General features: G+C 74.7%; 21 protein-coding genes. 15 read left to right on the top strand and 6 right to left on the bottom strand.

All coding sequences use genetic code 11. The annotated features are described in order from the left end of the window. Nucleotides 1–97 precede the first annotated feature (97 nt). Nucleotides 98–829 (bottom strand): response regulator transcription factor, encoded by a 732-nt coding sequence (locus tag OH807_RS19415; protein WP_406200436.1) that lies wholly within the window; start codon nt 827–829, stop codon nt 98–100. Nucleotides 830–1,507: 678 nt separating this feature from the next. Here OH807_RS19415 and OH807_RS19410 point away from each other — a divergent pair. The 7 genes from OH807_RS19410 to OH807_RS19380 all read left to right on the top strand — a co-directional run bounded on the left by OH807_RS19410 (nt 1,508) and on the right by OH807_RS19380 (nt 6,305). Then, the gene (locus tag OH807_RS19410; protein ID WP_406200433.1) at nt 1,508–1,801 is read left to right on the top strand and encodes a MoaD/ThiS family protein; all 294 of its coding nucleotides are present in this window, start codon (nt 1,508–1,510) and stop codon (nt 1,799–1,801) included. A 5-nt stretch (nt 1,802–1,806) separates the two neighbouring features. Beyond that, a complete protein-coding gene (locus tag OH807_RS19405; protein WP_406200431.1) occupies nt 1,807–3,174 on the top strand; it encodes a hypothetical protein in 1,368 nt (455 codons plus the stop codon). A 207-nt stretch (nt 3,175–3,381) separates the two neighbouring features. After that, the gene (locus OH807_RS19400) at nt 3,382–4,098 is read left to right on the top strand and encodes a DUF2993 domain-containing protein (RefSeq protein ID WP_406200429.1); all 717 of its coding nucleotides are present in this window, start codon (nt 3,382–3,384) and stop codon (nt 4,096–4,098) included. Nucleotides 4,099–4,396: 298 nt separating this feature from the next. Further along, nucleotides 4,397–4,477: an Ms5788A family Cys-rich leader peptide gene (locus tag OH807_RS19395; RefSeq protein WP_350517234.1), complete on the top strand. Its 81-nt coding sequence runs from the start codon at nt 4,397–4,399 to the stop codon at nt 4,475–4,477. Nucleotides 4,478–4,711: 234 nt separating this feature from the next. Further along, nucleotides 4,712–5,545, top strand: coding sequence for a sulfurtransferase (locus OH807_RS19390; protein WP_406200427.1), 834 nt, complete (start codon nt 4,712–4,714; stop codon nt 5,543–5,545). A 38-nt stretch (nt 5,546–5,583) separates the two neighbouring features. Further along, on the top strand, nt 5,584–5,874 hold the full coding sequence (locus tag OH807_RS19385) for a DUF1416 domain-containing protein (protein ID WP_093861460.1): 291 nt from the start codon (nt 5,584–5,586) through the stop codon (nt 5,872–5,874). Between the two features lie 170 nt (nt 5,875–6,044). Further along, entirely contained in the window at nt 6,045–6,305 is a 261-nt protein-coding gene (locus OH807_RS19380; protein ID WP_406211078.1) for a hypothetical protein, read from the top strand. Here OH807_RS19380 and OH807_RS19375 read toward each other — a convergent pair. Then, nucleotides 6,299–6,664 (bottom strand): DsrE family protein, encoded by a 366-nt coding sequence (locus OH807_RS19375; RefSeq protein WP_406200425.1) that lies wholly within the window; start codon nt 6,662–6,664, stop codon nt 6,299–6,301. The two genes, OH807_RS19380 and OH807_RS19375, sit on opposite strands and share 7 nt — an antisense overlap. Before the next feature lie 283 nt (nt 6,665–6,947). Between OH807_RS19375 and OH807_RS19370 the strand changes: the two genes are divergently transcribed. The 3 genes from OH807_RS19370 to OH807_RS19360 all read left to right on the top strand — a co-directional run bounded on the left by OH807_RS19370 (nt 6,948) and on the right by OH807_RS19360 (nt 9,073). Further along, entirely contained in the window at nt 6,948–7,550 is a 603-nt protein-coding gene (locus tag OH807_RS19370) for an FABP family protein (RefSeq protein WP_406200423.1), read from the top strand. 85 nt (nt 7,551–7,635) lie between these two features. Next, on the top strand, nt 7,636–8,100 hold the full coding sequence (locus tag OH807_RS19365; protein WP_406200420.1) for a Fur family transcriptional regulator: 465 nt from the start codon (nt 7,636–7,638) through the stop codon (nt 8,098–8,100). 10 nt (nt 8,101–8,110) lie between these two features. Beyond that, the gene (locus tag OH807_RS19360) at nt 8,111–9,073 is read left to right on the top strand and encodes a YgfZ/GcvT domain-containing protein (RefSeq protein ID WP_406200417.1); all 963 of its coding nucleotides are present in this window, start codon (nt 8,111–8,113) and stop codon (nt 9,071–9,073) included. 78 nt (nt 9,074–9,151) lie between these two features. Here OH807_RS19360 and dtd read toward each other — a convergent pair whose 3' ends face one another. Next, complete coding sequence (dtd, locus tag OH807_RS19355) at nt 9,152–9,592, bottom strand: D-aminoacyl-tRNA deacylase (RefSeq protein WP_406200415.1); 441 nt, start codon at nt 9,590–9,592, stop codon at nt 9,152–9,154. Nucleotides 9,593–10,159: 567 nt separating this feature from the next. Here dtd and OH807_RS19350 point away from each other — a divergent pair. The 3 genes from OH807_RS19350 to OH807_RS19340 all read left to right on the top strand — a co-directional run bounded on the left by OH807_RS19350 (nt 10,160) and on the right by OH807_RS19340 (nt 12,233). Next, nucleotides 10,160–10,813 carry an ABC transporter substrate-binding protein gene (locus OH807_RS19350; RefSeq protein ID WP_406200413.1) on the top strand — a complete coding sequence of 218 codons (654 nt, stop codon included), beginning with the start codon at nt 10,160–10,162 and terminating at the stop codon, nt 10,811–10,813. A gap of 75 nt (nt 10,814–10,888) precedes the next feature. Continuing rightward, nucleotides 10,889–11,848, top strand: a complete 960-nt coding sequence (locus tag OH807_RS19345) for an asparaginase (protein WP_406200411.1) — start codon at nt 10,889–10,891, stop codon at nt 11,846–11,848. A gap of 169 nt (nt 11,849–12,017) precedes the next feature. Beyond that, nucleotides 12,018–12,233 (top strand): dodecin, encoded by a 216-nt coding sequence (locus OH807_RS19340; RefSeq protein ID WP_406200409.1) that lies wholly within the window; start codon nt 12,018–12,020, stop codon nt 12,231–12,233. A gap of 22 nt (nt 12,234–12,255) precedes the next feature. Here OH807_RS19340 and OH807_RS19335 read toward each other — a convergent pair whose 3' ends face one another. Genes OH807_RS19335 through OH807_RS19325 form a run of 3 tightly spaced genes read right to left on the bottom strand, consistent with a single transcriptional unit; the run spans nt 12,256 to nt 15,187 of the window. Continuing rightward, complete coding sequence (locus OH807_RS19335; protein ID WP_406200406.1) at nt 12,256–13,098, bottom strand: heme ABC transporter ATP-binding protein; 843 nt, start codon at nt 13,096–13,098, stop codon at nt 12,256–12,258. After that, complete coding sequence (locus tag OH807_RS19330) at nt 13,095–14,129, bottom strand: FecCD family ABC transporter permease (RefSeq protein WP_406211077.1); 1,035 nt, start codon at nt 14,127–14,129, stop codon at nt 13,095–13,097. Before OH807_RS19330 ends, OH807_RS19335 begins: the two co-directional genes overlap by 4 nt. A gap of 29 nt (nt 14,130–14,158) precedes the next feature. After that, nucleotides 14,159–15,187: a hemin ABC transporter substrate-binding protein gene (locus OH807_RS19325; RefSeq protein ID WP_406200403.1), complete on the bottom strand. Its 1,029-nt coding sequence runs from the start codon at nt 15,185–15,187 to the stop codon at nt 14,159–14,161. Between the two features lie 173 nt (nt 15,188–15,360). Between OH807_RS19325 and OH807_RS19320 the strand changes: the two genes are divergently transcribed. After that, nucleotides 15,361–16,920: an HtaA domain-containing protein gene (locus tag OH807_RS19320; protein WP_406200400.1), complete on the top strand. Its 1,560-nt coding sequence runs from the start codon at nt 15,361–15,363 to the stop codon at nt 16,918–16,920. Nucleotides 16,921–16,958: 38 nt separating this feature from the next. Further along, nucleotides 16,959–18,581, top strand: a complete 1,623-nt coding sequence (locus tag OH807_RS19315; RefSeq protein WP_406200398.1) for an HtaA domain-containing protein — start codon at nt 16,959–16,961, stop codon at nt 18,579–18,581. Nucleotides 18,582–18,695 lie beyond the last annotated feature (114 nt).

Below are 18,695 nucleotides of genomic sequence, written 5' to 3'. Positions count from 1 at the left end.
GCCGGGGCAGTGCCAGCTCGACGGGTGGGCGGAATCCCCTGGACAGCCCCGGGCGAATGCGGACAGGCCGGGCGGGTGGTGCCCGCCCGGCCGGCGGTCAGGCCTCCAGCGGGGCCGAGGTGCGCTGGGCGAGGTCCGGCCGTTCGCCCTTGTCCGGCTTCTCCGGGACGACGAAGCGGTAGCCGACGTTGCGGACGGTGCCGATCAGCTGCTCGTTCTCGACCCCGAGCTTGGCGCGCAGCCGGCGGACGTGGACGTCGACCGTCCGGGTGCCGCCGAAGTAGTCGTAGCCCCAGACCTCCTGCAGCAGCTGCGCCCGGGTGAAGACCCGGCCGGGGTGCTGGGCGAGGTACTTGAGCAGCTCGAACTCCTTGAAGGTGAGGTCGAGCACCCGGCCCTTGAGCTTGGCGGAGTAGGTGGCCTCGTCGACCGAGAGGTCGCCGTTGCGGATCTCCATCGGGCTGTCGTCGGGGGTCGCCTGGAGCCGGCCGAGCGCGAGCCGCAGCCGGGCCTCGACCTCGGCGGGGCCGGAGGTGTCCAGCAGGACGTCGTCGATGCCCCACTCGGCGGTGACGGCGGCGAGGCCGCCCTCGGTGACCACCAGGATCAGCGGGCAGCCGATGCCGGTGGAGCGGAGCAGCTGGCAGAGGCTGCGGATCTGCGGCAGGTCGCGCCTGCCGTCGACCAGGATGACGTCGGCGCTGGGGGTGTCGACCAGGGCGGAGCCCTCGGCCGGAGCCACCCGGACGTTGTGCAGCAGCAGGCCGAGGGCGGGCAGCACCTCCGCTGAGGGCTGCAGTGCGTTGGTGAGGAGGAGCAGAGAACTCATACCCGGTTAGTCCCCTTTCCGGGTCGTCGCGGTCGCGTTACGGCTGCCGCCACAGCCGGATGGCGCTCGTGCTGAGGTGGGGGTGAGGCCGGACGCCGGGTGCCGACCGGAGGACTCGCCGGCGTGCACGGCGCAACGGTTCGCGCGCCGGAGGTCCCGCAACCCCTGAAGCACCGTTTCTGCCCTGCTCATCCCGCGAACCTTCCGGTCTGTCCCGTGCCGGGCGGCGGCCCGGCGCCGGGTCTCCGAACACCCCGACCGGGCCCGGGCACGTCGTTGTGCCGCGAATGGCGGGGCGGCCCCTGCGGCGCGCCGGGGGTGGACCGACGAATCGCAAGGACGTCCGTATTGGCGTCCTGAAAGCACAAAAGGACCCGGGGGCGACTCTGCCCGGATCCCTCAGGGGTCGAGAATAGCCGACCGGCTCCCGTACCGGGAGGGCTCGAAAGCGGCGGTTCGGCCATTTCGGGTGCACCGGGGGTGAGACCGGCCACAGCTTCGCCGTGCCGCCGGCACCCTCCGGGCCAGGGCGATTGCCGGTCGCGGCGGCGGACACGCCATCATGGAGCGCACATCGGCGGTGCTGTGCGCGTACACCTTTCGGGTGAAGCGTGGGCGCCCCGGAGGCGACCCGACCGGGGTACCGGGCCCGGGCGAGGACGACGAGAAGGGGTTGCCATGGGTGCGACCACGGAGCCGGCGGGCGCCGCTCGGGTGAGCGGGACGATCCGCTACTGGGCGGCGGCGAAGTCGGAGGCCGGGCTGGCCGAGGAGCCGTACGAGGCGGCGACCCTGGCGGAGGCACTGGCCGCGGCCAGGCAGCGGCACGCCGACCGGCCCAAGCTCGTCCGGCTGCTCGGGCACTGCTCCTACCTGGTGGACGGCTCGCCGGTCGGCGGGCGTGACCACGCGACCGTGGCGCTCACCGAGGGCGGCTCGGTCGAGGTGCTCCCGCCGTTCGCGGGAGGGTGAGCGGCGTGACGGATCCGAACCACGTGAACGCCGGCCCGGACGGCCGGCCGCAGCACCCGTACCCGCACCCGCAGGCACAGCCCGGGCACCCACAGGCCGCGCCGGGCCCGTACGGGCCGTCCGGGTCGGGGCCGTACGGCCCCGGCGCCCAGCAGGGGCCCCCGGCGCAGCCCTACGAGCAGCGGCAGCCCTACGGACAGCAGCCGCAGCACGGGCAACAGCCCTACGAACAGCAGCCGCTGTACGGGCAGCAGCCGCAGCCCGGACAGCCGCCGTACGGGCAGCAGCCCGGGTACGGCCGGCAGGCCCCGTACGGGCAGCCGTCCTACCCGCAGCCGCCCGTGGACGACGCCGCCACGGCACTGCTGCCGCCCGTCCCGCCGATGGACGACGCGGCCACCGCGTTGCTCCCGCCGGTGGTCGTGTCGGGCGCGATGCCCACCGCGGCCCCCGTGCCCGGCCCGGCACCCGCCGGCCCTGCCGGACCCGCCGGACCCGCCGCACCTCCCGCGCCGGCCCGGCACGCGGGCCGTCCCGCGGCGCAGGCACCCGTCCAGGACTTCGACCCGCCGACCATGACGCTCAAGCGCCCCGTCCCGCCCCGGCCCGGCGTTCCCGCGCAGTCCGCACCGTCGGCCGCCTCCGCGGCCCCGGCCGCGCCGCGGACCGGCTCGCCGATCATCGACCCGGGCCTGCAGCCCGCCCTGATCACCGCCGGTGCCGCGGCCCTGCTGGCCGGCGGCGCGGCGCTCGGGCAGGTCGCGCTGGCCCTGGTCGTCGTGCTGCTCCAGGGGCTGACGGCGGCCGGCTGGTTCCGCCTCAACGGCATGTGGCCGGCCCGCCAGGGCATCGCGCTGGCCGCGCTGGCCGGGTTCACCGCCGACGCGGCGGTGCTGCTGGCCGACTCGGACGGTGGCGCGGCGGCCGTGGTGGGCACGCTCGGCGGCTTCTTCCTGCTGGTCCTGGTGCTCCAGACGTTCCGGCCCTCGGACCCGAAGGAGCGGTTCTACGCGCTGACGGTGCTCGGCTCGGCGACGGTGGTGACGGTGCTCTGCACCGCGCTGCTGCTGGCCGACTGGGTGCCGGCGGCGGTCGGCGCGGTCGCGCTGGCCACCGTGCTGGCCGCCGCGCCGCTGCCCGGCCCCAAGCTGCTGGGCCCGGTGCTCGGCCTGGCCGCGGCTGTGGTGTTCGGCCTGGTGGTGGGTGCGCCGCTCGCGCTGGGCGCACTTGCTGGCCTCGGTGCGCTGGTCGGCCGGCGGGTCGCCGGGTACGACTTCCCGTCCCGCTTCGTGCACATGACGGCAGGCGTGGCGCTGCCGCTGGCCGTGGCCTCGCCGCTGATCTGGATCGCCACCCGCCTGCTGGCGGGCTGACCTCCGGCGCACCCCTGCGACGCCCCGTCCCGGAACCAAGCTCCGGGGCGGGGCGTCGTACCGTCGTGCGGGTGGCCGCCCCGCGACGGGGACGGGCGACCGCCACGACGAGTGACGAGCGACGGGCAGTACGGTCGGCAGTGAGCCAGTGCGAAGAGCAGCCGGTACGAAGAGCAGGACGACAGCGGACGACGACGGGGGAGAGCGATGCGGGGTTGGCTGAAGGCGACCATCGGGCTGACGGTGCTCGGGGGTCTGCTGCTGGGCGCCGACCGCATCGCCGTCGGGGTGGCCGAGGACGAGGCGGCCGACCAGATGGTCAAGTCCGGCCGGATGAGCCAGCGGCCCGACGTGACCATCGAGGGCTTCCCGTTCCTCACCCAGGTGCTGTCGATGAAGCTGGACGACGTCCGGATCACGGCGGACGGGCTGACCGTCGGCGACGGGACGCACCAGGTGGCGCTGCACTCCTTCAAGGCCAGGCTGGCCGGCGTCGCGGTGAGCGACAGCATGACCAGCGCCACCGTGGACAGCGGCACCGGCACCGGCCTGATCTCCTACGCGGACCTCGCCCAGCTGCTGCCGCCGGCCTCGCAGATGGTGCCCGCCGCGGCCAAGCTCCCGGTGGGTTCCGGCACCAGGCTGAGCCTCTCCTACGGGGGCCCGGGCAAGATCAAGGCCGCACTGGGCCAGGTCCCGATCGGTGAGGGCACGGTGCACAGCCAGGGCAACACCGTCACCGCGGACGGCTTCAAGCTCAACGGCATGGCCGCGATGCTGGCGGGGCTGACCAACCAGCAGGTCGAGCCGGTGAGCTTCACCCTCTCGGCGCTGCCGGCCGGGCTCAAGCTGGCCTCGGTGTCCCCGCAGGAGGAGGGCCTCCAGCTGACCTTCGACGGCAACCACGTCAAGGTCATCGGCTGACCGCAGGGCCCGGCCGCGCCGCCCGCAGGCCCCGACCCGCGCACGCGCACCCTCCGGCCCCCGCGCCTCCGCGCCCTTCTGCCCCACCGTTCCGCCCCGTTCCGTTCCGCTCCGCGAGACGCGCTGTCCAGCGCCGACCGCGGAGCGGTGTCGTTCCCCCGTCCGCACGGGGTGCCGCACGGGCCGTGGCCGGTTCCCACCGCCCATGAAATGGTCAAATCTCATCATGCGAATCATTTGGTCTCACCATTCGATACGCTGATGACAGCGGGCGGCCGATGTCCCTAGCATCGACCGCATGAAGCGACAGACGGACCTCACGAAGCGGCGGGCGGTAGACCTGTGCCGCGTGGCCGCCTGTCTGTGTCGAATGCGCTAAATCGGCGCCTTGGCAGGGCAGTTGCAGCCCGCCGCCGATTCTCCCGGTGACCTGGCCCGGCTTTTCGGGCCGACTGTCCCCGCTGCCCCTCGCAGACCACCGCCCGATCGTGCCGCACACCTCTCCTCGTCCCATTATTCGGACAGGAATTCGGACCGGCCGTCGCCGGGCGACCCGCAGAACCCCGTAGCAGCAGCACCTTCCGCAAACCGCCCCCGGATGGAGAACATCACCATGAGCCGCAGCGACGTCCTGGTCGACGCCGACTGGGTCCAGGCCCGACTGGACGACCCGAAGGTCGTCATCGTCGAGGTCGACGAGGACACCACCGCGTACGAGAAGAACCACATCCGCAACGCCGTCCGGATCGACTGGAAGACGGACCTCCAGGACCCGGTCCGCCGCGACTTCATCGACCAGGCCGGCTTCGAGGCGCTGCTCAGCGCCAAGGGCATCGCCAACGACGACACCGTCGTTCTCTACGGTGGCAACAACAACTGGTTCGCCTCGTACGCCTACTGGTACTTCAAGCTGTACGGCCACGGCGACGTCCGGCTGCTCGACGGCGGCCGCAAGAAGTGGGAGCTCGACTCCCGTGACCTCGTCGCCGAGGTGCCGGCCCGCGCCGCGACCGAGTACAAGGCGCAGGCCGCCGACTCCTCGATCCGCGCCTTCCGCGACGACGTGGTCGCCGCCATCGGCAACCTGAACCTGGTCGACGTGCGGTCGCCCGACGAGTTCTCCGGCAAGCTGCTCGCCCCGGCCCACCTCCCGCAGGAGCAGTCGCAGCGTCCCGGCCACGTGCCGAGCGCCCGCAACATTCCGTGGGCCAAGAACGCCAACGACGACGGCACCTTCAAGAGCGACGACGCGCTGAAGGCCCTGTACGAGGCCGAGGGCATCGACCTGGCGAAGGACACCATCGCCTACTGCCGCATCGGCGAGCGCTCCGCGCTCACCTGGTTCGTGCTGCACGAGCTGCTCGGCCAGGAGAACGTCAAGAACTACGACGGCTCGTGGACCGAGTACGGCAGCCTCGTCGGCGTGCCGATCGAGCTCGGCAACTGAGCCACCGGCTCGACCCGTAAGGCAGAAGGAGACAAGACATGTGCGGTGCGAAGGCCGGCGGCCCGGACCTGGCAGGAGTTGACGTGGCTAACGAGACGATCATCCAGGGTTCCGTGACCCGAGACGGCGAGCCGGTCAACGGCTACGTCCGGCTGCTCGACGAGGGCGGCGAGTTCACGGCCGAGGTGCCCACCTCGGCGACCGGCCAGTTCCGGTTCTTCGCCCGCCCGGGCAAGTGGACCCTGCGGGCGCTCGTCCCGGGCCAGACCGTGGACCGCCAGGTGGTCGCCTCCCAGGGCAACCTGACCGAGGTCGCGATCGCGGTCTGACCGACCCGACCCCTGGGACCGACCCCGAGGACCGGCCCCGGAGAGTGATCTCCGGAGTGCCGTCCCCGGGGACCACCCGGTCCCCCACCCGAGGGCCCCTGCCGCGCAGGGGCCCTCGGGCATACCGTGGAACGGTGCAGTCGAGCCGGCGCCGCCGCTACTACTTCGTCATGATGGCCGTCTGCCTCGGGCTGTTCGTGCTGGCCTGGGGCGTGGTCCGGTTCTGGTCGGTCCCGGCCGCGATCGGCATGTGCCTGTTCGCGATGGTCATCCCCCCGGCCGCCGCGGTCTTCGCCAACAAGCGGGACCCGGAGGACGACTGGTGGAACGACCCGCGCTGGGACGACCCGAAGTGGGACGACCCCCGCCACGACCGGGACCGCCCCGACCGGGAGGGCCGCCGCCCGGGGGACCGTCCGGGGGATCAGTAGACGAGTGCCTGCACGCCGTCGGCCATGATCTCGCTGACGAAGACCTGCGCACCCGCGATCCGGACGCCCTCGACGGTGTCCTTCTGCTCGATCCCGCGCCGCGCCGCGCACTGGGTGCAGAGCGTGACGGTGCCGGCCGCCAGGATCGACTCCAGCAGGTCCGGCAGCGGCGCCGCGTGCGGCAGCTCGAACTCCGCCGCGCGGCCCGGGAGGGCGAACCAGGACGACTCCCCGGTGAGCCAGAGCGAGACCTCGACCCCGCTGGCGACGGCGACCGCCGCCACGGTGAAGGCCTGCGAGCAGCGCTCCGGCGCGTCGGCGCCGGCGGTGACCTTGATGACGAGCTTCTTCGACGACATGACGTCACCCTAGATCCCGGCGAAATCCCGACGTGGTGGGGCTCACCGAGACCCGTCGGCACCCGGCGGATAGAGTGACCGCAGCAAAATCCACCACACTGTCGCCGCCCTGGGAGCCCCCCGTGTCCGGTCTGGAAATCTTCTTCGACGGTCTGCTGGCCCTCATGGCCGTGCTGATCACCTGGTTCGCCATCTTCTCGGTGATGAAGCTGTACCAGGGCCAGCGCTGACCCGGCTGCCGTACGGTTGAAGCAGCCCCACACCGACGACAGCGACCAGGAACATGATCGAGATCCCTTCTGACCTCCACAGGGACGTCGTCCCGCTGGCCTTCCTCCTCGGCACCTGGGAGGGCGCGGGCGTCTACGCCCCGCTGCCCCACGAGGAGGGCCCCGGCACGGAGAAGTGCAACTTCGGCCAGGAGATCGTGATCCGGCACGACGGCCGGCCCTTCCTGGAGTTCCGCTCCCGTACCTGGGTGCTGGACAACGAGGGCGAGAAGGTGCGCCCGCTGGAGAACGAGCACGCGTTCTGGCGCATCACCAGCAACCACGACGGCACCAGCGGTGCCCGCGGGATCGAGATCTCCTCCCTCCGTGACGACGGCACCGTGGAGATCTGGTACGGCGAGCTGGCCGACGGCAAGCCGCAGATCGACGTCGCCACCGACGCGGTGGCCCGGATCGAGGGCTCGGCGCCCTACTCCGGCGGCAAGCGGCTGTACGGCTTCGTCAACGACGAGCTGCTCTGGGTGGGCGAGAAGTCCGCGCCGGAGGTGCCGCTGCGCCCGTACATGTCGGCGCAGCTGAAGAAGGTCCTCAGCCCGGCCCAGCTGATCAAGGACATCAACGACCTGCCGGACGACGGCATCGCCTTCTTCCGCTGAGCACGTTCCTGCACGAGGTGGGGACCGGCCACGGGCCGGTCCCTACACTTGTCCCAGGACCCCGACCTTGGTAGGGACAGAACTCGTGGCGGACACCGGTACCACCGACTGGCAGCTCTCCGGCGACTGGAAGGCCGACCTGCGCGAGCGCGGGTACCGGCTGACGCCGCAGCGCCAACTCGTCTTGGAGGCGGTCGACGTGCTCGGTCACGCGACCCCGGACGACATCCTCGGGCACGTGCGGCAGACTGCCAGCGGCGTCAACATCTCCACCGTCTACCGGACCCTGGAGCTGCTGGAGGAGCTCGGCCTGGTGTCCCACGCGCACCTCGGACACGGCGCCCCGACGTACCACCTGGCCGGCCGCCATCACCACCTGCACCTGGTCTGCCGGGACTGCGAGAAGGTCACCGAGACGGGTACCGAGATCGCCCGGCCGCTGATCGAGAGCCTGCGCGAGCAGCACGGCTTCGACACCGACCTCAAGCATTTCGCCATCTTCGGCCGCTGCGCCGACTGCACCGCCAAGCGCGCGGAGGGGCAGTCGTAAGCTGGCCGGTATGAAGAGCCCGCTGCTTGCGCTGCCCGGTGCCGTCCCCGCCGAGGGAACCGACGAGGGCGTGGCCGCCCACTACGGCGACATCTTCCGCGAGCAGCGGAACCTCGCCCGGGGCACGGGCTTCGTGGACCTCTCGCACCGCGGCGTGGTGACCGTCACCGGCGACGACCGGCTGGCCTGGCTGCACCTGCTGCTCACGCAGCACGTCAGCGGGCTGCCGGCGCAGCAGGCCACCGAGGCGCTGGTGCTCTCCCCGAACGGGCACGTCGAGCACGCGCTCTACCTGGTCGACGACGGCAGCACCACCTGGGCGCACGTCGAGCCGGGCACCCAGCAGGCGCTGATCGGCTACCTGGAGAGCATGAAGTTCTTCTACCGGGTGGAGGTCACCGACGCGACCGCCGACTACGCGGTGGTGCACCTGCCGGCCGGCTCCACCGCCTCCGCGGACGGTGCGGCGGCGCTGCGCGAGCTGTCCCACGGGCGGGACCTCTTCCTGCCGCGGGCCGAGCTGGCGACGCTGACCGCGGGGTACGGCCCGGCGGCCGGGATCTGGGCGTACGAGGCGCTGCGGATCGAGGGGCACCGGCCGCGGCTCGGCTTCGAGACCGACCACCGGACCATCCCGCACGAGGTGGACTGGCTGGAGAGCGCCGTCCACCTGCAGAAGGGCTGCTACCGCGGGCAGGAGACGGTTGCCCGGGTGCACAACCTGGGCCGCCCGCCGCGCCGCCTGGTCTTCCTGCACCTGGACGGCACGGAGGAGACGCTGCCCCCGCACGGGACGGAGGTGCGGCTCGCCTCGGACCCGGGCGGCCGGGCGCTGGGCACCGTCACGTCCTCGGCCCGCCACCACGAGCTGGGGCCGATCGCGCTCGCCGTGGTCAAGCGGAACGTCCCGGTGGACGCGGTGCTGCTGGCCGGCACGGTGCCGGGGACGCAGGACGTAATCGTCCCCCAGTAGGCGTCCCCCATTGGGCGTCTGCCGGCGGGCCCGCGCCGCAGGCCCGCGCCGGAGGGGCCGGGCGTGCCCGGCCCCGGCTCAGATCTCCACGAGCACGGTGAACGGGCCGTCGTTCACCAGGGCCACCTGCATGTCCGCGCCGAACCGGCCGGTCTCGACCTTGGCGCCGAGCGCGCGCAGCTGGGCGACCACCTCGTCGACCAGCGGCTCGGCGACCGGGCCGGGCGCGGCGGCGTTCCAGGTGGGGCGGCGGCCCTTGCGGGCGTCGCCGTAGAGGGTGAACTGGCTGATCACCAGCAGCGGTGCGGCCAGGTCGGAGCAGGACTGCTCGATGCCGTCCTCGTCGGCCGGCAGCAGCCGCAGCGTCCAGAGCTTGCGGGCCAGTTGGGCGGCCTTGGCGGGGGTGTCCTCGTGCGTGACGCCGACCAGGACGCAGAGCCCGGGCCCCTCGATCGCGCCGACGGTCTCGCCGGCCACCGTCACCCGGGCCTCGGTCACTCGCTGCACCACTGCTCGCATGCGGCCATTGTGCCGGAGCGGCCTGCCGCGCCCGCGCGCACCCTGCGCCGGCCGGCCTGCCCGTCCACGAGCACTGCCCGTCCACGAGCACTGCCCGTCCACGAGCACTGCCCGTCCGCGAGCGCTGCCAGGGCGCGCACGGGCCTGGCGCAAGCCGGGTAGCGTGCGCCTGCGCTCCGGCGGGCGCCGCTCCTGCTGCGGAAAGCCCTGGTCATATCAGCCACCCCCGTTCGCCAGGGGGCCGTTCGAGTGCACGGGCGGTGTACCGGCAGTGGGCGGGGTGGCACGCTGGGGAACCGTACGAGGGGTCCGGGGCGCCAGAGGTCCGCCGCGCCGGGCCCGGTTCGGTCGGGTGGACGAGCCGATGGAACAGGCGTTCTGGTGGTGTCGCCCCGGAGGGTGGCGCTGCCCGGGGGCGGGAACCTTCGGGGGGTGCCCGGGCGTGCCCCGGACGGGTAGGCGCGGCTGGTGCGGCGCGACGGCCCGCCCGCGGGGACGGGCCGGACCGGCGGCAGGCGACGGGGTGCCGCGAGCGGGCGGGATCGGACGACGGCAGGTGGTTGGTTGATGGACGCGAGCAGCGCGGCACAGGACCGGTCCGGGTGGGTGCCCGAGGGGACGGAGCCGGTGGTGGACCTCTCGCCCCCGGGCCTGCGGCCGGGTGGTGCCCCCGGTCCGCCGGCGGGGGAGGAGGCGGAGCCCGTTCTGGAGCGGCTGGGGCTGGATCAGCTGCGGGCGCTGCGCCGGGAGACCCTGGAGCAGGAGGCCGACCTCTCGTACCTGCGGCGGCTGCTGCAGGGGCGGATGGACATCCTCCGGGCCGAACTGGACCGCCGGCCGGGCACCGCGCTCCGGACCGCGGCGGGGGGTGACGGGCCGCCGGGCGGCGCCCTGCTGGACCGGCTGCCGGCCATCCTGACCGACGCGCCGTCCACCGTGCGGCGCTCCGCCCGGCACATGACGCTGGGGCCGCCGCGCGGCCTCCAGTCGCAGCTGGAGGCGGACGCGCTGATGGGCGACGTCCAGCTGGCGGACCTCGCCGCGCACCCGGAGAAGGAGCTGCTGGCGGCCGTCGACCGGCTCCGGGCGCACGAGCGCGAGGTCTCCGGCCGGCGGCAGCGGCTGCTGCGGACGGCGGACGGCTGCAGCGCCGAGATCACCCGCAGGTACCGTGATGGGGAAGCGCGGGTCGAGGACCTGCTCGCGGGCGGCCCGCTCTGACCGGGTGAGGCGTCCGGGGGCGGGTGCACGGCCCGGCTCGCCCCCGGCCCACCCTCGCCCCGGAAGGCTTCCGCCATGTCCGAATCCGCCGTCCTGCCCGTCCTCGCCGAGGTCATACGCTCGGGCTTCACCGAGGGCCGGCACCACGGGTCGCTGGTCCTGCTCGCCGCCGACGGCTCGGTGGAGTTCGCGCTGGGTGCCCCCGACGCGCCGGTCTTCCCGCGGTCCTGCGCCAAGCCGTTCCAGGCGGTGGCCACGCTGCGGGCGGGCCTGGCGATCGAGGGTGAGCTGCTGGCGCTGGCGGCTTCCAGTCACTCCGCAGAATCGTTTCACCTCGACGGCGTGCGGCGGATCCTGGCCGGCGCCGGGCTGGACGAGTCCGCCCTGCGGACCCCGGCCGACCTCCCGCTGGACGAGACCGAGGCCGAGCTGGTCCTGGCCTCCGGCGGCGGGCGCGCGCCGATCCTGATGGACTGCTCCGGCAAGCACGCCGGGTGGCTGGCCGCCTGCGTGGCGAACGGCTGGCCGGTCGAGAGCTACCTCGACCCGGCGCACCCCGTCCAGCTGCTGGCCCGCGAGGCCCTGGAGGAGGCCACCGGCGAGCCGGCGGCGCACGCCGGGGTGGACGGCTGCGGCGCACCGCTGCTGGCCGTCGGCCTGACCGGCCTGGCCCGCGGCTACCGCGCCCTGCTGCTGGCCGGGGAGGGCACCCCGCAGCGCCGGGTGGCCGACGCGATGCGCGCCCACCCCGAGTACGTGGCCGGTACCCGCCGGGCCGACACCTGGCTGATGCGGGCGGTGCCGGGCGCGCTGTCCAAGATGGGGGCCGAGGCGGTGCAGGTGGTCGCGCTGCCGGACGGCCGGGCGCTCGCCTTCAAGATCGACGACGGCGCCGAGCGGGCCCGTGGGCCGGTCCTCGCGGCGGCGCTGCGCCGGCTCGGGGTGGAGCCGGCCGACGGCACCATCGAGCGGATCGGCGCCGCGCCGCTGCTCGGCGGGGGCGTGCCGGTGGGCGAGGTCCGGGCGGCCTTCTGAGGGCCTCCCGGCGGCCCCGCGAGGGCTCTTCGGCGGCCCCGCGGCGGCCCGGTGACGGTTCTTCCGCGGGCTCCCGGCAGGTCCTCCCGCCGGCCGCCGCCGGAGTGCGGAGCGCCCGGCCCCGGTGCACGGTGGACCGGGGGCCGTCGCACAGCTGAGGGAGTCCGCCATGAGTGAGCACGTCTACCGGGTGACCGAGATCGTCGGGTCCTCGACCGAGTCCGTCGACGCGGCCGTCCGCAACGGGGTGGAGCGGGCGTCCCGGACGCTGCGCAACCTCGACTGGTTCGAGGTGACGCAGGTCCGGGGCCACCTCGCGGACGGCCGGATCCAGCACTACCAGGTGGGTCTGAAGGTCGGTTTCCGGCTCGACGACGAGGGCTGACCGCCCGGCCCGCGCCGCCCGCCTAGCGGCCCGGCGGACCGGGCCGGCGGGCGCGCTCCGGCAGCACCAGCGGGACGCCGGTGCGCGGGTGCGTGAGGACTTCGACCGGGTGGCCGTAGACCTCGCTGAGCAGGGGCGCGCGCAGCACCTCGGACACCGTCCCCTCCTCGACGGTGGCGCCGCCGGCGAGCAGCACCACCCGGTCCGCGTAGGCCGCCGCCAGCGAGAGGTCGTGCAGGACCACGACCACGGCGTCCCCGGCGGCGGCCCGCGCCCGGGCCACCCGCAGCACCAGCTCCTGGTGGCGCAGGTCGAGGGCGGCGGTCGGCTCGTCCAGGAGCAGCAGCGGGGCCCGCTGGGCGAGCACCCGGGCCAGGGCCACCCGGGCCCGCTCGCCGCCGGACAGCGCCGTGAACGGGCGGTCCGCGAAGGCGGCGGACTCGGTGGCGGCCATCGCCTCGGCGACCACCGCCTCGTCCTCGGCGGCGGCCGTGGTGCCGGCCCAGGGGGCGCGGCCCATCCGGACCACCTCGCCGGCCGGGAACGGGAACGACAGCGCGGCGGACTGCGGCAGGAGCGCCCGGTGCCGGGCGAGTTCGGCGGTGCTGTGGTCGGCCGGTGGCCGGCCGTGCAGCCGGACGTCCCCGGCGGTCGGCCGGAGGTCGCCGGCCAGCACGGAGAGCAGGGTGGACTTCCCCGCGCCGTTCGGGCCGAGCAGCGCGACGACCTCGCCCGCCGTCACCCGGACGGCCGCACCGGTCAGCAGTTCGCGCCCGCCGATCGTCAGCCGCACGCCCTCGGCGGTCAGCACCTCGGTACCGGGCCGGGGCCGCTCGGGCACGGTCCGAGTGGCGCGGAGCCTCATGCCCAGCCTCCCTGCTTGGTCCTGGTCCGGTGCAGCAGCCAGAAGAAGAACGGGCTGCCGATCAGCGCGGTGAGCACACCGAGCGGCAGTTCGGCGGGCGCGGCCAGGGTGCGGGCGGCGAGGTCGCCGGCGACCAGGACGAGCGCGCCGCCGAGGGCGGAGGCCGGCAGCAGGAAGCGGTGGCCCGGGCCGGCGGCCATCCGCAGCAGGTGCGGGACGATCAGGCCGACGAACCCGATGATGCCGCTGACCGCGACGGCGGCCGCGGTCAGCAGCGCGACGACGGTGATCAGCACCAGCCGCATCCGCTCGACGTCCACCCCGAGGTGGCGGGCCGGGCGTTCGCCGAGCGCCAGGAGGTCCAGCTTGCGCGCGTACAGCGGGGCGACGGCGAGCCCCACGGCGGCGAACGGCAGCACCGCGAGCACCTTGCCCCAGGTGGCCTGGGAGAGCGAGCCGAGCTGCCAGAACGTGACCTGGCTGATCGCGGCCGAGTCGGCGGTGAACAGGAAGATGCCGATCACCGCGCCGCAGAAGGCGTTCACCGCGACGCCGGTGAGGATCAGCGTGACCACCTCGGTGCGGCCGCCGGAGCGGGACATCGCGTACACCCCGAAGACCGTCAGCAGCCCGGTGACGAAGGCGAAGACGGTCACCGTCCAGCTGCCGAGCGCGTCCAGGCCGAGCACGATGCAGCCGACCGCGCCGACGGCGCCGCCCGAGGAGACGCCGATCACGGCGGGCTCGGCCAGCGGGTTGCCGAACACGCCCTGCATCAGGGCGCCCGCGCAGCCGAGCGAGCCGCCGACCAGCAGGGCCAGCACCACCCGGGGGAGGCGGACGTTCCAGAGCACCGACTCGGGGACGCGGTCCAGGGCGTGCCCGCCGAGGCCGAGCCGGTGCCCGAGCGAGGCGAGGGTGTCGCCGAGCGGGATGCGGTAGGCGCCGATGCCGGCCGCGAGCAGGGTGCAGAGCAGCAGGCCGGCGACGAGCCCGGCCACGATCACGGCGGTGCGCCGCGGGCCCGGCAGCGGGACGGTCCTCTTCCGTACGGCGGTGCTCACTCGGCGCCCGCCGGGTAGAGCTGGCCGGCGATCTCGCGGAGCACCTGCGGGGTGCGCGGGCCGTAGCCGAGCAACTGCCCGTCCTCGATCGAGACGATCCGGCGGTCCAGGCCGGCCGGGGTCTGGGCGACGCCGGGCAGCTTGAGCAGGCCGTCGACGCCGCCGACCGACTCCAGGCCCTTGCTCATCACCAGGATGGCGTCGGGGGCCGCCTTGACCAGGGCCTCGCTGGTGAGCGGGGTGAAGTCGCCGGTGAGCCCGGCGGACTTGCCGGCGTCCTCGCCGCCGACGGCCTCGATCAGCGAGGTGGCGCCGGAGGCCGGGCCGCCGAGCAGGAAGACGGAGGCGCCGCCGCGCAGGTAGAGGAAGGCGACCTTGGGGTGGCGCTCGGAGGTGGGCAGTGCGGCCCTCGCCTCGGTGATCCGCTGCTCGGTGCGCGCCTTCAGCTGCCGTCCGGCGTCCGGGACGCCCAGGGCGGCGGCGACGGTGTCGATCCGGGGACCGACGTCGGCGAGCTGCTTGGCGTCGTCCAGGACGATCAGCGGGACGCCGGCCGCGCGGATCTGGCTGATCGCCTCGGCCGGGCCGGTCGAGCGGTCGGCGAGGACGACGGTCGGGTGCAGCGAGAGCACGCCCTCGGCGGAGACGTCGTGGGCCTGGGTGATCACCGGCAGGGCGGCGGCCTGCTGGAAGGTCGTGGAGACGTCGCGGGCGACCACCGCGGGGCCGAGGCCGAGGCTGAACACGATCTCGGCGAGGCTGCCGTTGAGCGGGACGATCCGGTCGGCGCTGGTGACCGTCACCTGGCGGCCGTCGGCGGAGGCGGCGGTGGCCGGGAGCTGCGGGGCGGGCTTGCCGGGCAGCGGTTCGACCGTGTCCGGGGCCTTGGCGGAGGCGGCGCCGGCGGCTGTGCCGGTGGCGGCCGAGCCCGGTCCGCAGGCGGTCGCCGCGAGCAGCAGGCCGAGGGCGAGCAGCAACTGGAGGGGCCCGCGGGCCGCCCGGGTTCGGATCGTGCTGCTGCTCAACGTGCGCCCCTTCAGTGGGAGTTGTCCCGGCCGACGCCCGTTGGGCCGGGGTGGTCGGCGGGACTCTTGACTCATATATTAGGTTAGCCTTACCTGAATTTCGCAAGGGGGTCGGCGCTGCGCCGTGCCCTCGTCCCGCCGTGTCCCCCTGCCGTGCCGAGGAGTGATCCGCCGTGCCCCTGCCCAGACGGCTCCGCCGCCTGGCCGCCACCCTGGTGGCCGCCCTTGCCGCCCTCCTGACGGTGGCGCTGCTGCCCGTCCAGGCGGCGGCGGTGGAGGGCAGGGTCTCCGGCGGGCGGCTGGACTGGGGGATCAAGCAGTCCTTCCTGACGTACGTCACCGGCCCGATCGCCAAGGGCAGTTGGGGGCTGACCGGCGGCGCCGCCACGGTCGCCGGGAGCACCTTCCGGTTCCACTCGGCGAACGGCACGTACGACCCGGCGACGGGTGCGCTGAGCGCGGCCTTCTCCGGCGGCCTCCGGTTCACCGGGCACCAGGAGAACGGCGTCAACGCCCTCGACCTGAGCATCGGCCGGCTCACCTTCCGGGCCTCCGCGGGCGGTGGCGCCGGGCTCTACGCGGACGTCAGCAGCAAGTCCAGGGAGACCGGCCAGGTCAGCAGCGTGAGCCAGGCCAAGCTCGCCGACCTCTCGCTGGCCGGGGTCGACCTGCGCGGCGCCGCCGGCACCCTGGCCCTCAGTACGGTGCCCGCGACGCTGACGGACGCGGGTGCGAAGGCCTTCGGCAACTTCTACACCGCCGGGACGGCACTGGACCCGGTCAGCCTCTCGGTCAACCTGCCGGCCGCGCCGCCGGCCTCCGCGACCCCGTCGGCGACGGCCGCCGCGCCGTCGGCCGTGCCGGCCGCGGAGCCCACCGAACGGCCCGCCGCGACACCGGAGCAGCCCTCGGCCACCACGCCGCCGGCCGCACCCCCGGCCCCGGCCCGGACCGAGTTCGCCAACGGCGCGCTCGACTGGGGCGTCCGGCGGACCTTCCGCGACTACGTCACCGGCGCCATCGCCAAGGGGCGTTGGGAGCTCGGCGGCGGTGCGGCGGACGGCGGCGCGTTCTTCCGCTGGACCCCGGCCAAGGGCGGGTACGACCCGGCGGTCGGTGACCTCACCGCCTCCTTCGCCGGCAGCGTCCGCTTCACCGGGATGCCGGGCGGTGACGGCTTCGGGCTCGACCTCACCCTCGCCAACCCCGCCGTCACGGTGGCCGGCGGCCGGGGCCGGCTGGTCGCGGACGTCTCCGGCCGCACGCCGGACGGCGGTTCGCAGCAGGCGGCCGGCGTCGAGCTGGCCGCCTTCGAAGCGGCCGGCCTGAAGCCCGAGGGCGGCCTGCTGAAGGCCACCGAGCTCCCGCTCACGCTCACCGAGGCGGGCGCCAAGGCCTTCGGCAACCTCTACCCGGCGGGCACCGTGATGGACCCGCTGAGCTTCGCCGTCGCCCTCGACCCGGCCGCCGTGCTGCCCCCGCTGCCCGACATCGGCAGCGCCCCGCCGGCCACACCGGGCCCGGGCGGCGGTGCGATGCCCTCCGCCGCACCCGTTGCCGCGTCCCCCGCGGACGGCTTCCCGACCGCGGCGGTGGCCGGCGCCCTGCTGGTGGCCGCCCTCGCGGTGGCCGGCGGCCTGTTCGCCCGGCACCGGCGCCGCTCCGCCCCCGCGGACCGGGCCGCCGTCCCACCCGATGCGTCCGCCGGGGACACCCCCGCCGACCCGGCCTGACGCCCTCCCTTCTCCCGCTCACCGATCGGAGTTCCACCATGTCCCGCAGCACCGTCGTGCCCGCACGCCGCCGCAACCGCACCAGGCTGGCCGCCCTCGCCGCCGCCACCACGGGCCTCGGTCTGACCGCCCTCGGCGCCCCCGCGCTCGCCTTCGGCGCAGGCGGCCCCGGCAGCGTCACGTACGACACCGGCGCGCTGGACTGGGGGGTCAAGGCCAGCTTCCGCAGCTACGTCACCGGCCCGATCGGCCAGGGCGGTGTGGAGCCGAGCGGCGGCGCCACCACCAACGCGGACGGCAGCTTCCACTTCGGTCTGGCGAGCGCCACGTACGACCTCACCACGCACTCGCTCACCTCGGCCTTCACCGGTGGCGTCCGCTTCACCGCCCACCACGGCGCGCTGGACGTCGGGCTGAGCGACCTGAAGATCTCCACCTCCGGGACGACCGGCACGCTGACCGCCGACACCGCCTCCAAGGAGTCGGTGGGCGCGGCCGAGGTCACCCGCCGGGACGACGTGCCGCTGGTGACGTTCACCGTCGCGCGGGACACCACCAACGGCGTCCCGGCGGCGGCCAAGCTCACCGAGCAGGGCGCCAAGGCGTTCGCGGGCTTCTACCAGGCGGGCGCCGACATGGACCCGCTGGCGCTGCTGCTGAAGCAGAGCCCGGCCACGCCGTCGCCGACCGCCACCGCCTCCCCGTCGGCGACGCAGTCCCCGACCGCCACCGCCTCCCCGTCCGCTTCGTCCTCGCCCTCGGCGACCGGCTCGCCGTCCGCGACGCAGTCGCCGACCGGCACCGGCTCCCCGTCGGCCTCGTCCTCGCCCTCGGCGACGGGGACCCCCTCGGCGACCGGTACCCCGTCCGCCACCGCCGCGCCGAGCGGCAACGGCGAACTCGCCGTCGTGAACGCCACCCTGGACTGGTCGGTCAAGGAGAGCTTCCGCAGGTACCTGGCGAGCCCGACGGCCAACGGCAAGGTGGAGTTCGGCGGCGGCGCCGCGGGCTACCGCTTCGGCGGCGGCAGTGGCAGCTACAACACCACGACGCACGCCGTGTCGGCCGGCTTCAACGGCTCGGTGCGCTTCCTCGGCCACCCGAAGGACGGCGGCTACGAGCTGGACACCACGCTCGCCAAGTTCGGCCTGAAGATCGACAAGGACGGCGCGTACCTGACCGCCGACGTCAACGCGAAGGCCCGGGACGGGAAGGGCGACACCGCGCTCTCCGGCGTCCGGATCGCCAAGCTGGACCTCTCCCGGGCGAGCTTCGCCCCGGTCGACGGCGTGGTGACGCTCTCCGGCGTCCCGGCCACCCTGACCACCGAGGGCGTGCCCGCGTTCGGCAGCTACCCGGCGGGCGAGGCGCTCGACCCGGTCTCCGTCTCGCTGGCCTTCGACAAGGGCGCCCAGCTGCCGTCCGGCCCGGCGGGCGGCACCGGTACCGGCACCGGTACCAACATCAACACCGGCGCGGGCTCCGGCTCCGGCGCCGCGCGCACGGGTGGCGGCGCCTCGCTGACCACCGGCGGCGGCGCGACGCTGGCCTCCACCGGCGCGGACACCCCGGTGGTGCCGCTGCTGGCCACTGCCGCCGGCCTGCTGCTGCTCGGCGGCAGCGCGACGGTGCTGGTCCGCCGGCGGAGCGCGCAGGCCTGACCCGGCGCCACGACGCACACCGGGCCCCGGCGGGCAGCCACCCGCCGGGGCCCGGTGTTCCGGCCTGCCCGGCCGCGAAAGAGCACCCCGCCGCGCACGAACATCCCCACGCAC

The sequence above is a fragment of the Kitasatospora sp. NBC_01560 genome (assembly GCF_045208415.1).
GTDB lineage: Bacteria > Actinomycetota > Actinomycetes > Streptomycetales > Streptomycetaceae > Kitasatospora.
This window is presented reverse-complemented; position numbering and strand designations above follow the sequence as displayed.